The following is a 12,836-nucleotide window of genomic DNA, read 5'->3' on the forward strand; positions in this document are numbered from 1 at the left end:
CTGATCGCCAGCGATCTGGCTGCTGCCAAAGACGATGGCGATCTGGCTGCTGCTGAGCGCGGCCACCTGGACAGTCTTGAGTGCTGCCACATCACGGGTTTCCAGGACCGTCAGCTGGTTGGTGGTGAGGCCGTTGATGAGCTGATTGGTGGTGAGGGCGGCGACCTGCGACGAGGTCAGCGCGACGATCTGGCTGGTGCCGAGGTTGGCGATCTGAGTGGTGGTGAGGGCGGCGACCTGGCTGCTCTTGAGTGCCGCGACATCGGCGGTTTCCATCGCCGCCAGTTGGGCGGTGGTGAGGCCATTGACCAGCTGATTGGTGGTGAATGCGGGGATCTGCGCCGAGGTCAGCGCGGCGATCTGGGCGGTGCCGAGACCGGCGATCTGGGCGGTGGTGAGGGCGGCGACCTGGGCCGTTCTGATCGCAGCGATCTGGCTGCTGCCAAAGACGATGGCGATCTGGCTGCTGGTGAGCGCGGCCACCTGGACAGTCTTGAGTGCTGCCACATCACGGGTTTCCAGGACCGTCAGCTGGTTGGTGGTGAGGCCGTTGATGAGCTGATTGGTGGTGAGCGCGGCGACCTGCGACGAGGTCAGCGCGACGATCTGGCTGGTGCCGAGGTTGGCGATCTGAGTGGTGGTGAGGGCGGCGACCTGGCTGCTCTTGAGTGCCGCGACATCGGCGGTTTCCATCGCCGCCAGTTGGGCGGTGGTGAGGCCATTGACCAGCTGATCGGTGGTGAGTGCAGCGACTTGCGCGGTGGTCATCGCCACGATCTGGGCAGTGCTGAGGCCGGCGGCGATCTGGCTGGTGGAGAGCTCCCGAATTTCGCTGGTCGTGAGTGCGGCGATTTGCCCGGCATCCAGAGTACTGATCTGCGTGGTCGTAAGGGACGAAATGATTGACATCTATTCTTCCTCGGAGACTTTTCTTGCCCTGAAAAAAGCCTCGAAAGTAAATTAAATTAATGCGCAAGGGCGTTTTTTTCGGATGCCGGTCGAGCACATCGAAACGCGTCAGACGATTACATCATCGGCTTGCGTCAGGAAAACTTTAGCCAACTATTTCACGGATTCAGTCTTTTTTTGCCCGCGCCCGAACATTGGCCGCGCAGGGTTTCCCACGCCGGCCAGAAGCAGGAGGCCGAGCCTGTCTGGTCATGATTGGCCTGCTTCCGGCTTCGCATCGTGTGCTGCGACGGCGTTTGCCGCTGCTCATGGACCGGGCTGGATATTCGCTGGTGGCGCGGTGATTCCCAGTGACGCGAGGTCCAGGCCGGCCTGCTCGAACTGGCTGCGCAGGGTGGCGGCGTCGCTGCGCAAGCGTGCGCGGGTCTCGGCGTCGGGGGCGATCACGGCCAGCGTGATCTGCTTACCCTGGATGTGCAGTCGGGCATCGACCTCGCCGAGTTGGGGAAGCGTCAGACGCAGCCGTGTCTGCCACTGTTCGGCGCTGTCGCCGGAGTCAGCGCCGCCGCCGCCCCTGTTTTCACGGCGACCGATCTCGTTGGCGATCTCCCACTGAATTTGCTGACCGGGCCAGACTTGTCCCTGCCATGAAAAATTCTGGGTGGCGAAGGCTTCGAGTTGCTGCTGGACGATTGTCTGTGCCTGCGGGGCGACGGGCTGGGAAGGCGGTGCGGATGGAGGGGGCTGGGGAGTTTGGGAAGACTGGGCCGACTGTCTGGTAGCAGGGTTCAAATCTGCCGGCTTGGCCTGGGTGGCCTCCACGGCGGTGTCTGACACGGCGAGTGGCTCGGCAGCCTGGGGTGATTCCTGCACGTTCACGATCGGGGTGGTCGCAAGCCGGGGCGCCGTTACTTGCTGCTCGGCCAGCCCGGGAGCCGGTATTCCCTTTGGTTCCTGCAGCAGAGTCGCCGACTGGCTGGTGGCGAGGTTCGGGGCTACCGGTCTGGTCTGCGCTTGCGTCGCCTCGGCGACGGTGTCTGTCATGCCACGGGATTCTTCTGCCAGGGACGATTCCTGTGCAGCCGTGACCTGGGGAGCCGTATCTGGTGGTGCGGCCACCAGGGGAGCCAGTTTCCCCTGCGCTTCCTGCAGCAGGGGCGTTGACTGGCTGATGGCGACGTTCGGGTCTGCCGGCCTGGCCTGCGTGGCCTCTCCGGCGGCGCCTGTGATGCCGCGAGCTTCGCTGGCCGGGGACGATTCCTGCGCGGTCGCGATCAGGGTGGCCGCCAGCCGGGGAACGGCTGCTTGCTGCATTGCCACCAGGGGAAGCAGCTTGCCCTGTGGCTCCTGCAGCAATTGCGCCTTGCTGTAGCGGCCCTCGACCCATTCCGCCTGATGCGATTCGTAAAACATGCCGCTCTCGCTGATCGCCTGCTTGAGCAGCGGCAGCAGCTCCTGGGCGTTGGCCGGTGGGCGGGCGGCGATCGGCTGATTGCCGTTGAGCGGCAGCGCCACGGGGCCGGCGTTGCGAGCGCCGCCAAGCAGATCGCTGATCAGTTGCCCGGTGCGGCTCAGACTGGTGGCGGCCGCTTCGACGCCCCGCTGGCCGCTGTCGGATACCGTTTTTGCCAGCACCGCCAGAGTCAGCTTGCCGTTGCTCTCGGCGACCTCCAGCTCGATCGCGTCACCGCTCCTGGCGGCAAAGGGCAGGGCGAGGGTGACGCTGCGCTGGTTGATCAGCGCGCGGTAGGAGCCGTTGGGCAGCAGCGACTGGATTTCAGCCAACAAGCGCTGTCCGACGACGAGGCCGGAAAGTTTGTCGGTAATCTCCTGTCCCGGCGGCGTCGGCCGCAGGGCGAGATCGGCAGTCGGCTGCAGGCGGTTGGCGACGTCGGGGCGGATCATGGCCGTTAATATGAAAGTCGCGTCAGCGACTCACGAATCTCCCCTTCCCCCTCGCGGGGGAGGGGCTGGGGGGAGAGGGAAACGGTCATGACTTTCTTGATCGGATGTATCTCGAAAAGTCATGGCCGTTAATGTGAAAGTCGCTCAAACTTCTCGCAGGACGACGCGCAGTTCGTTCAAGCGGGCCTCGACCAGCGGGCGGATGCGCGCATCGCAGCGCTGGCAATTCCCGATCAGCGTGCGCGCGCGCACGGCCTCCGCGGGTGCGAGCTGGCTTGTCAAGTTGCTTGGCAGGCTGTCGGTCAGGGCCCGGCGTGCGGCCTCGTGCCTGGCCAGCAATTCCCAGTCACCGTCTTCGGCAGCGCTGAGCATCGCCTCGGCAAGCGCCAGCAGGTGCTCGAGTGCGCTCAGCGAAGAACTCATGCGACGGCTCTTTGCTGCGCCTGGGGTGAAATTTCTCGCCAGGCACCATGAATCTCTTCGAGCAGGGCAGCGACTTCCTCGAGCGCGCGCAGATCGTTGTCGAGGTTGGCGCGCAGCAGGCGCAGCACCATGTAGTCGTAAAGGGCATGGAGGCGCTCGGCGAGTTCGCCGCCCTGTTCCAGGTCGAGGCTGACCTTGAGGCCGTTGCCGATGATGTCGATGGCTTTGGAAATGGCTTCCCCCTTGGCGGCGATCTGTTGTTGCTGCATGGCGGCGCGGGCCTTGCCGATGGCGGCCTGGGCGCCGGCGAAGAGCAGCAGAATCAGCCGGTACGGGTCGGCCACTTCGATGGCTGCATCGATACCTACCTTCTGATAGGCTGAAATCGCGTTGCGTGCATTGCCGAACATTGCGGACTCCTGGTGGATGGAACTAACTACTACTGTACTTGGGCAGGTTGGCGAGTTGTTGCGTCAGGAAATTGCTGGTCGTGGTCATTCCTGCGATGAGCGTGTCGAGTGAGGTGAATTGCTTGCGATAGCGCGCTTCGATCTGGACCAGCCGATCCGATATCACCGTCGATTGCTTGCCGAGGTTGCTGATCGACGAATTGAGTCCGTCGCTGCGGGCGGCAATCAGGCCACCGCTACCGACCAGTCCGTCGGCAACGCTCTTGACCGCGCTGCCGTAGGCGGCGACCAGGTTGGCGACGCCGTTGAGATCCTTGCCGATTGCCGTGCTCAGTTTGGCGGCATCGACGGTCAGCGTGCCGTCCTTCTGCAGGCTGACACCGATGTCCGACAGACGTTGCAGGCTGGCGCCGGCGAGTGCGGAGGGGACCTCGCCAAGTGCGCTGCGGAAGGAATTCTGTACCGTCCGCAGCGTGCTGTCGCCGTTGAGCGTACCAGCTTTCTTGCTGGCTGCATCGTAACTGCCGAGATTCCTGGCGGTGTTCTGGAAATCGTTGATCGCCTTGACCAGCGCGTTGACGCCGGTGGTCAGGCTGGTATTGTCCTTGCTGATCGTCAGCGTGGTGCTGAGCGAGGTCGCGGGCGCTTCCGGGCCTTTCAGCAGATTCAGGGTGATGCCGTCGATCGCCGTCGTCACGGTGTTGGTGGCGGACGACACCGCAACGCCATTCAGTGTGAAGGTGGCGCCGAGCGCGGCGTGCGTCTGGGTAAAGGTATCCACCGGCTCGACCGGATCCGAGCGGGTGTTGGCAGGGGCGGCGCTCCCCGACAATTCGATGAACTGGTTGCTGCCGCCGGTGTTACTGGTCAACACGAGCTGCTTACCGGAGGTGCCGTCGATGACCTTCGCCGTCACGCCTGTGCTGGCGCTGTTGATTGCGTCGCGCATCATTTCCGGGGTGGAGTCGGCGGCGATGGGGACATCCGTGGTCTTGTTGGTATTGGAACCGTCGCTGTCGCCGAGATTGATGGTCAGCGTGCCGCTGACCGGCAGGGTGCCACCGACCCCGGAAAATACGCCGCTGTCCGTGCTGACGCTGTGGTGTCTGGCCTCTGGAGCTACGTAGGACAAGCCCGTACTTCCAGAAATCTGGATGACCTGGTTGCTGCCGGCGGTGTCGCTGGTCAACAGCAGTTGCTTGCCATCGGTACCGTTGATCACCAGCGCCGCAACACCGGCGTTGGCGGCGTTGATCGCGTCGCGGATGGCCTCCGGCGTGGCGTCATCCGCGATGGTGATGTCGGTCGTCTTGCTCACGGTGACGCCGTCCGCTGTGCCGAGCGCAAGGGTTAGCGTACCGCCGTCCGAGAGGGTTCCGTTGGTCCCTGAAAATGGCGAACTGGCTCCGCCGGGAGTAGCGATGCTGTGCTGCGTGGCAAGTTGGGTCACTGCCAGGCTGTAGGTGCCGGCTACCGCGCTCGATGTCGTGGTGGCCGAAGCGATCGTCGTGTCGGCCACAGACGTTCTCAAAACCGTGAATTTCTGCGCCGCCGTCGTGCCACTGACGGGTACCAGATTCCCTGCCGCCGTTTGCATCGCCGAAATCGTTCCCTGCAGCGATCCGAGCGCCGAGATCTTGGCCTGAAAGCCGGCCTGCTTCTGTGCCAGAACGGTCAGCGGTCGTTTTTCCACCGCCATCAACTGGCTGACGATGCTGTTTACATCGAGGTTCGAGCCAAGGCCCGGTGACGAAACCGCCATGGTATTCTCCTGCAGCCGTGCGCTGCGAACTGCGAGCGAGGAAGCGGTCAGGCCGACTGTTTGACAAACAAACCCTTGATGCTGTCGAGAGCCTTGGCAATGGCCAGCATCTCCTGCGAAGGCACCTGGCGGATCACTTCCTTGGTGGCGCTGTCGATGATTTTGACCACCAGTTGCCCGGAATCTCCGTCCACGCTGAATTCCAGATTGTCATTGATCGGCTTGACAAAATCGCGAACGCTCTGGGTGGCCGCTTCAAGCTGCGTCCGGTCGGGGGGCTGCACTGGCAGCAGGGTCAGTGTGGGGTCGGTGGTTCTGGTTTCGCCCGCTGTCTTGACGTCGCGTGCCGCAGGGCTGACGACGACCAGATTGGCCTGGGGGGGTAGTGAAGCGGCAGTGGATTGGATGTTCATCTCGGACTCCTTAGGGAACAGACGCCAGGGCGCGACCGCCGGATCACGACCGCGCCCCTGATCTTAGCGCTATTTGACGGCGTTTGCTTAGCCGCGCAGCAGCGAGAGCACACCCTGCGGCAGCGAGTTGGCCTGCGCCAGCATCGCCGTACCGGCCTGCTGCATGATCTGCCCACGGCTCAGGTTGGCGGTCTCGGCAGCAAAGTCGGCGTCGAGAATGCGGCTGCGTGAGGCCGTCAGGTTTTCCGAGGTGGTCGCCAGATTGCTGACGACGCTGGCGAAGCGGTTCTGCAGCGCACCGAGGTTGGCTCGACTCGAGTTGATGTTGGCCAGCGCCGAGTCGATCGTCGCAATGGCGTTCTGCGCGCCGGTGGCGGTGCTCAGATCAACGCTGGCGATGCCGGCGCCAAATGTGGCCGTGGCAGCCGTATAGGATGAACTCAGTCCGGAGCGTGCGATGTCGGAACCACTCAGGGTGATGCCGGCACTCGCCGTCGAGCTTAGCGTGATGTTGCCTCGCGTAATGACGGCATTGGAAGATGCGGCATTGGCGGCTTCGTCGGCGCCTGCGCCGAGTTGATCTGCGCTGAAGCCGGTGGTGGTTGCCGTAGCGGTTGCGTGCGCAAAGTTGCCACTGATGCTGATGGCTTGTCCCTCGCCGGCCGACAAGGTCAGGGTGCCAGCGCCATCAGTGGTTGCCGTCACGCCGGTCTTGCTGGTCAGTGCATTGATCGCGGCGGCGACGTTGTCCCCTTGAGTTGTGGCGTCGATTCCGGCGGCAACTGCGCCAATATCGTAGCCATTGATCGTCAGATCTCCGGCAGCCAGGGTACCCACGGCGGCGGCGCCGGCGGCGGCGATGTGGCTGTTAGTGCCGCCATCGTCGCCGATGGTCAAACCGGTGTTCGTGACATCAGCACCTGTACCACGGCCGATCAGGCTGATGTTGCGGCCATCGGCAGCGGTCAGCGAGACCGCGCCCGTCGAGGTGCTGAAAGTGGCGGTGACGCCGCTCTGGTTGGCAACGGCATTGAATGCGGCAGCGATGTTGGCGCCCTGGGTGATGGTGTCTGATCCTGCTGCGATGGCCCCCAGTTTGACATTATTGACGTAAATGAAGTCGGTGCCATCGCCAGCAATGGCAACCTGTGCCGGGTCCGCGGCGCCGGTCAGCGTGGTGGCGCTCGCTTTGGCCGTGACTCCGGTCTGGCCCGACACGGCGTTGAAGGCTGCCGCTTTGGAGATGGCGCTATCGTTGCTTCCCGCAGCGGAAAGACCGTCCCGCACACTTGGTCCGATGCCATAACCATTGACGGTAATGCCGCCACTGGCGATGGAGCCCGTTTTGGTGGCGCCAGCGGTGGTTGCATTGTACGAGGAGGTGGTGCCGACGCCCAGCGCATCGGCTTTGGCGCTGGCGAGCGAACTGATCGTCAGTGCTTCGCCGCTGTTCGCCCCGACCTGGAAGGACTGCGCGTTGAAGGTGCCGTCGAGCAGCTTGACGCCGTTGAATGCGGTCTGACCAGCGACGGTATTGATCTGCTGCACCAGCGTGTCGACTTCCTGTTGCAAGGCGGCGCGGTCGGTGGCGGTATTGGTGGCGTTGGAGGCCTGTACCGACAGTTCGCGCATCCGCTGTAGCGAGTCGGTGATGCTCTGCAGGCCGCCTTCAGCGGTCTGCGCCAGCGAAATGCCGTCGTTGGCGTTGCGCGAAGCCTGGTTGAGGCCGGTGATCTGTGAACTCATGCGCGTCGAGATGGCGAGGCCGGCGGCGTCGTCCTTGGCGCTGTTGATGCGCAGTCCCGAGGACAAGCGCTGCAGCGAGGTGGAGAGCGAGGCTTGAGACATGTTGAGGCTGCGTTGCGAGTTCAACGACGCGACGTTGGTGTTGATGAGTTGGGGCATTTTCCTTCTCCTGACTGAGTCGAATTGAATTCGGGTTGTCGGTGATCTGCCTCTTGAGGTGTCTGCCGGCCCGTCCTGTGTGGCGATTGTTTCGCTGACAATTTTTCTTACGACCCATTGCTGGAAAACTTTAGCGGGCGGAATGCAAATTTCCGAGCATCGACTCCAGACCGTCTTCGAACAACTGTTGCAGAGGTGCGCCCAGATACGACAGGCCGACCACCAGGGCGGCGAATCCGAGTGCGATGGTCAGCGGAAAGCCGATGGCCATCAGGTTGAGTTGCGGCGCGGCGCGGCTCAGAATCGTCAGGGCGAGGTTGCTGATCATCAAGGCGACGACGATGGGCAGCGCCAGGAGCAGCCCCGAGGAAAAAATGATCGCGCCTGCATTCGCCAGTCTCCCCCAGGAGTCCGCTGCAAGCCCCTGGGTGCTGACGGGGAGCACCGTGAAGCTGTGCGCCAGGGTGGCAATCAGCATCAGGTGGCCGTTGATGGCCAGGAACACCAGCAAGGCCAGCAGTCCCATGAATTCCGAAATGACCGCGGTCTGGCCGGCGGTCTGCGGGTTATAAAAGGTGGCAAAGCCGAGACCCATCTGCAGGCTGATCAGGTTGCCCGCCATGTCCACCGCGGAGAAGACGAGGCGGATGGCAAAACCCATGGCAAATCCGACGAGCAGTTGTTGTGCCAGGATCAGCAGGCCGCTTCCCGACGCCGGATCCAGCGGCGGCATGCCGGGCAGTACGGGAACGATGGCGATGCTGATCGCCAGGCCGAGCAGCAGTCGGACCCGCGTGCTCAGGGCAGGATGGTCGAATGGCGGAGCCGCGGCGAAGACGGCCAGGATGCGCGCCAGCGGGAAGAAGAAGGCCACCACCCAGGCGTTGATCTCGGCAGCGCTCAGGCTGATCATGCGGCGTTCAGCCGATCAGGAGCGGGATGCTCTCGAACAGCCGCCGCACATAATCGACCATGATCTCCAGCATCCACGGGCCGGCCAGCAGAAGGATCAGGAACATGCCCACCAGCTTGGGAATGAAGGAGAGGGTCTGCTCGTTGATCTGGGTCGCCGCCTGAAAGATGCTGATGATCAGGCCGATCACCAGCGCGGCCAGCAGCAGCGGCGCGGACATCAGCAAGGTCATCTCGACCGCCTGGCGCCCGATATCCATGACCAGTTCGGGCGTCACGTGGCAAAGCTCGCGACCAGCGAGCCGAGCAGCAGATGCCAGCCATCGACGAGAACGAACAGCATCAGCTTCAAGGGCAGCGCTACCAGCACCGGCGACATCATCATCATGCCCATCGACATGAGCACGCTGGCAACCACCATGTCGACGACCAGGAACGGGATGAAGATGATGAAGCCGATCTGGAAGGCCGTCTTCAGCTCGCTGGTGATGAAAGCCGGGATCAGCAGGCGCATCGGAATGTCGTCGGCCGACGCAAAGTTCGCGGTCTTGGTCATGCGCGCGAAAAGGGCGATGTCGGCCTCACGGGTCTGTTTGAGCATGAACTTGCGCAATGGCACCGCCCCGCGCTCAATGGCTTCGAGGTAGCTGATCCGGTTCTCCGACAATGGGAGATAGGCATCGCTGTAGACGGTGTCGAGTACCGGGGACATGATGAAAAAGGTGAGGAACAGCGAGAGACCGATCAGCACCTGATTGGGCGGCGAGTTCTGGGTACCGAGTGCTTGCCGTAGCAGCGAGAGGACGATGATGATGCGTGTGAAGCTGGTCATCATCAGCAGCGCAGCCGGCAGGAAAGTGAGTGCCGTCAGCATCAGCAGGGTCTGGATCGACAAGGTGTAGGTCTGGCTGCCACCGCTACCCGGCGTGCTGGTCAGCATCGGCAGCCCGCCGGCCTGTGCCCAGGCAGCCCCTGGCGCGACGATTGCGAGCAGAAGCACCCAGGGGAGGTGCTTAACCGCCTTCATTCTTGCGCTCGGTGATCTGTTTCAGCCACTGCGCAAAATGCCGCTCGCCATCGCCGGCAGGTTTGAGGTCGCCTTTCGGCAGCGTGTGCAGGGTCCGGATCTGGCCTGGCACGAGGCCGACGACGATCCAGGTGTCGCCGATCTCGACGAGCACGATACGCTCGCGGGTGCCAATCATCAGACCGCCAACGACGCGCAGGGGACCGCTGCTGCCGAATCCGCGACCCCCATTGAGCTTGCGCAGCAAGTACGCAGCAAGAAACAGAACGCCGATGACCAGGACCAGAGCCAGAATGGTCTGCAGCAGCATGCCTGTTGAAACGCCTGGCTCGGCAGCCTGCGCGCAGGCATTGCTCGAAAACAGTGCGAGCAGCAAACGGCCCACCCTGTGGGTGCCGTCGAGACAGATGGGTTGGCAGTGTCGAATCAAGTGGGTCGGCCAGACTGTGGTGCTGCTCACTATCTTAAAGCAAGTGGGGAGAAGGTCAAAACATCGTGATCGGACAGCAATTGCTCGGCAGAGACGCTCAATGTCCGATCTTGCGAGCCCGTTCGGAGGGCGTCACGATATCGGTCAGGCGAATGCCGAACTTGTCGTTGACCACCACCACCTCGCCCTGTGCAATCAGCGTGCCATTGACGAAGACATTCAGCGGTTCGCCTGCCATGGCATCCAGTTCGACGACCGAACCGTGTGCGAGTTGCAGAAGGTTCTTGATGGTAATCTTGGTGCGCCCGAGTTCGACAGCGATCTGGACGGGAATGTCCAGGATCATGTCGAGTTCGTTCATCATCGAGGTCTTGTGGTCCGAATCATCGAAACTCGGGAAGATGTTCGCGGGCTGCGCCCTGGCGGCTGGTGCCGCTTCAGCCATGGCCTGCTCAGCCATCGCCGCCGCCCAGTCATCTTCCGCGTCGTCGGTTGCCGAAGTCGCGAAATCGTCTGTTTCCTTAGCCATTGCTTTCTCCCAGAGGGGCCTCCGCGTTCTCGGAAGCCATGAAGCGGTCGATCTTGAGCGCGTATTGCCCCCTCTGCTGACCGTAGCGGCATTCCATCAGGGGCACGTCGTCGACCAGTGCGACGATTTTATCGGGGACTTCGAGAGGGATGACATCGCCGACTTTCATCGTGAGAATCTCGCGTAGGCTCACCGTTTGCGTTGCCAGTCGCGCCGTAATTTCGACTTCGGCATTGATCAACTGCTTGCGCAACATGATGATCCAGCGCCGGTCGGTGGATAGCTGATCGCTCTGCATGGCGCTGTACAGCAGGTCGCGAATCGGTTCGATCATCGAATACGGGAAACAGATGTGCATGTCCGCGTTCGAGCCGCCGAATTCCAGCGAGAAGGTCGTTGCGATGACGATCTCGGACGGTGTGGCGATGTTTGCGAACTGCGAGTTCATTTCGGAGCGGATGTACTCGAAGGTGAGATGGTAGACCGGCTTCCAGGAGCGGGTGTACTCGCTGAATACGACCCCCAGCAGTCCCTGAATGATGCGTTGTTCGGTCGCGGTGAAATCCCGGCCTTCGACGCGCGTGTGAAAGCGGCCATCGCCGCCGAACATGTTGTCGACCACCAGAAAGACCAGGCTGGGGTCGAAGACAAACAAGGCCGTACCCCGCAGCGGCTTGGCGGCGACCAGGTTCAGGTTGGTCGGTACCACCAGGTTGCGGGTGAATTCACTGTATTTTTGTACACGTATCGAGCCGACCGAGATCTCGGCGCTGCGATGCATGTAGTTGAAAAGACCGATGCGAAGGTAACGGGCAAAACGCTCATTGACCAGTTCGAGCGTCGGCATGCGCCCCCGGACGATTCGCTCTTGCGTCCCGAGATTGTAGGGACGGGGACCCTCGCCAGCCTCATCAACCGCCTCGGGTTCGTCGGCTTCGCCGCTGACGCCCTTGAGCAGGGCGTCGACTTCATCCTGGGAGAGGAAATCGGCGCTCATTGCGGCTTATTGAATGATGAACGAGGTGAATAGCACTTCCCTGATTGGCCCCTCACGGTTCTTCCCTTTGCCGGCAGGGTCGAGAACGCCGTTCATTTTCTCCATGATCTCCCGCGCGAGCTTCTCCTTGCCTTCGGTACTGATCAAATCCGAGGCCTTCTTGCTCGACAGCAGCAAGGTCAGGTCGTTGCGCAGCTTCGGCATGTAGGCTTTGAGCTGGTCACCTGTCTGCGGATCGTCGACTTCGACCGACAGAACCAGTTGCAGGAACTGGTCACCACGTTCCGGGACGAGATTGACGGTAAAGGCATCGAGTGCGATATACACTGGCGCTGCATTCCGGTCGACTTTCTTCTTCTTGACCGGCTTGACTTTTTCCACGGCGACTTCGCCGTCATCGTCGACCTGCTCGGGGGAATGCCTCAACAGGAGGAAGGCGCTTACCCCGCCGATGCCGAGTACCAGCACCAGGACCACGATGATGATCAACAGTTTCTTGCTGTTCTTCGCTGGCGGGGCGTCCACGCCCTCGCTTGCGGGCTTTGCATCCTTGGCCATTCAGCAGTTCTCTCCCTGGGTTTTGCAGCCTGGTCCATTCCGATACACGCTGGCTGCGGCCCGGCTGGACGACTGTTGCTATGCAAAAATGTCGATCAGTCCGCGGCCACGCTGCGTGACGAAGGTCTTGCCCGACAGGACGTTGACCGAATCGCTGCCAAGTATAGCGTTATCGGCCAGCGGGCGGGGCCGGTGCTGCGGCTCTGGTTGCCCGTCTGACTGCTGACGGAACGACTCGCTGCCGACACTGACTTGTCCGAGGGCAATTCCCGTTCCGGCGAACATCTCGCGCAGGCGCGGCACTGCCGTTTCGATGGCGCCACGAACATCGGCATTGAGCGAGACAAAGTGAGCGCTGGCGCCGTCCTTGTCCAGGTTCAGGGTGATCTCTATCGACCCGAGCTGTGGTGGATGGAGGGTCAGTTGGGCGAGCTGCTTTTCGTTGCTCGCAAACCACAACAGCTTCTGACCCAGATCGCTGGCCCAGGACGGATCATGAAGTGGTGTCTGAAGATGATGAGGGATGTCGTGGGTGAGTGCTGCACCACTCACGAAGTTGCCGGGCAAACTTGCGAGTGTGCTCGGGCTGCTGGCCGGAGCGGAACGGCGGCTCGGGCGGGTTCGACCCGGATCGTTCGGGGGAGGGCCAGGTTGCG

At 62.3% G+C, this 12,836-nt stretch carries 14 protein-coding genes and 1 pseudogene; all 15 read right to left on the reverse strand.

Annotated features, from left to right (window positions below; all coding sequences use genetic code 11):
- Nucleotides 1-909, reverse strand: a pseudogene (locus tag E4Q08_RS22390) (heme utilization protein); the annotation flags it as partial.
- Nucleotides 910-1,215: 306 nt separating this feature from the next.
- Nucleotides 1,216-2,814, reverse strand: a complete 1,599-nt coding sequence (gene fliK, locus E4Q08_RS22395; RefSeq protein WP_169072022.1) for a flagellar hook-length control protein FliK — start codon at nt 2,812-2,814, stop codon at nt 1,216-1,218.
- A 144-nt stretch (nt 2,815-2,958) separates the two neighbouring features.
- Entirely contained in the window at nt 2,959-3,237 is a 279-nt protein-coding gene (locus E4Q08_RS22400; protein ID WP_034908662.1) for a flagellar protein FliT, read from the reverse strand.
- A complete protein-coding gene (fliS, locus tag E4Q08_RS22405; protein ID WP_169072023.1) occupies nt 3,234-3,647 on the reverse strand; it encodes a flagellar export chaperone FliS in 414 nt (137 codons plus the stop codon). Before fliS ends, E4Q08_RS22400 begins: the two co-directional genes overlap by 4 nt.
- A 22-nt stretch (nt 3,648-3,669) precedes the next feature.
- On the reverse strand, nt 3,670-5,409 hold the full coding sequence (fliD, locus tag E4Q08_RS22410; protein WP_169072024.1) for a flagellar filament capping protein FliD: 1,740 nt from the start codon (nt 5,407-5,409) through the stop codon (nt 3,670-3,672).
- A 47-nt stretch (nt 5,410-5,456) separates the two neighbouring features.
- On the reverse strand, nt 5,457-5,822 hold the full coding sequence (locus E4Q08_RS22415; protein WP_169072025.1) for a flagellar protein FlaG: 366 nt from the start codon (nt 5,820-5,822) through the stop codon (nt 5,457-5,459).
- An 87-nt stretch (nt 5,823-5,909) separates the two neighbouring features.
- The gene (locus E4Q08_RS22420) at nt 5,910-7,727 is read right to left on the reverse strand and encodes a flagellin N-terminal helical domain-containing protein (RefSeq protein ID WP_169072026.1); all 1,818 of its coding nucleotides are present in this window, start codon (nt 7,725-7,727) and stop codon (nt 5,910-5,912) included.
- Nucleotides 7,728-7,857: 130 nt separating this feature from the next.
- On the reverse strand, nt 7,858-8,640 hold the full coding sequence (gene fliR, locus E4Q08_RS22425) for a flagellar biosynthetic protein FliR (RefSeq protein ID WP_169072027.1): 783 nt from the start codon (nt 8,638-8,640) through the stop codon (nt 7,858-7,860).
- Nucleotides 8,641-8,647: 7 nt separating this feature from the next.
- Complete coding sequence (gene fliQ, locus E4Q08_RS22430) at nt 8,648-8,917, reverse strand: flagellar biosynthesis protein FliQ (RefSeq protein ID WP_169072028.1); 270 nt, start codon at nt 8,915-8,917, stop codon at nt 8,648-8,650.
- Nucleotides 8,914-9,666 carry a flagellar type III secretion system pore protein FliP gene (gene fliP, locus E4Q08_RS22435; protein WP_169072029.1) on the reverse strand — a complete coding sequence of 251 codons (753 nt, stop codon included), beginning with the start codon at nt 9,664-9,666 and terminating at the stop codon, nt 8,914-8,916. The genes fliQ and fliP overlap by 4 nt, the downstream gene beginning before the upstream one ends.
- Nucleotides 9,653-10,051 (reverse strand): flagellar biosynthetic protein FliO, encoded by a 399-nt coding sequence (fliO, locus tag E4Q08_RS22440; protein ID WP_288131208.1) that lies wholly within the window; start codon nt 10,049-10,051, stop codon nt 9,653-9,655. Before fliO ends, fliP begins: the two co-directional genes overlap by 14 nt.
- A gap of 142 nt (nt 10,052-10,193) precedes the next feature.
- Nucleotides 10,194-10,625, reverse strand: coding sequence for a flagellar motor switch protein FliN (gene fliN / locus E4Q08_RS22445; RefSeq protein WP_034919144.1), 432 nt, complete (start codon nt 10,623-10,625; stop codon nt 10,194-10,196).
- Nucleotides 10,618-11,622 (reverse strand): flagellar motor switch protein FliM, encoded by a 1,005-nt coding sequence (fliM, locus tag E4Q08_RS22450; protein ID WP_034919146.1) that lies wholly within the window; start codon nt 11,620-11,622, stop codon nt 10,618-10,620. Before fliM ends, fliN begins: the two co-directional genes overlap by 8 nt.
- A gap of 6 nt (nt 11,623-11,628) precedes the next feature.
- Nucleotides 11,629-12,180: a flagellar basal body-associated FliL family protein gene (locus E4Q08_RS22455; RefSeq protein WP_169072031.1), complete on the reverse strand. Its 552-nt coding sequence runs from the start codon at nt 12,178-12,180 to the stop codon at nt 11,629-11,631.
- 78 nt (nt 12,181-12,258) lie between these two features.
- Nucleotides 12,259-12,836: flagellar hook-length control protein FliK (locus E4Q08_RS22460; RefSeq protein WP_211203538.1), on the reverse strand; the 578-nt coding region annotated here is incomplete at its 5' end.

Source organism: Candidatus Accumulibacter contiguus, assembly GCF_012940005.1.
Taxonomy (GTDB): domain Bacteria; phylum Pseudomonadota; class Gammaproteobacteria; order Burkholderiales; family Rhodocyclaceae; genus Accumulibacter; species Accumulibacter contiguus.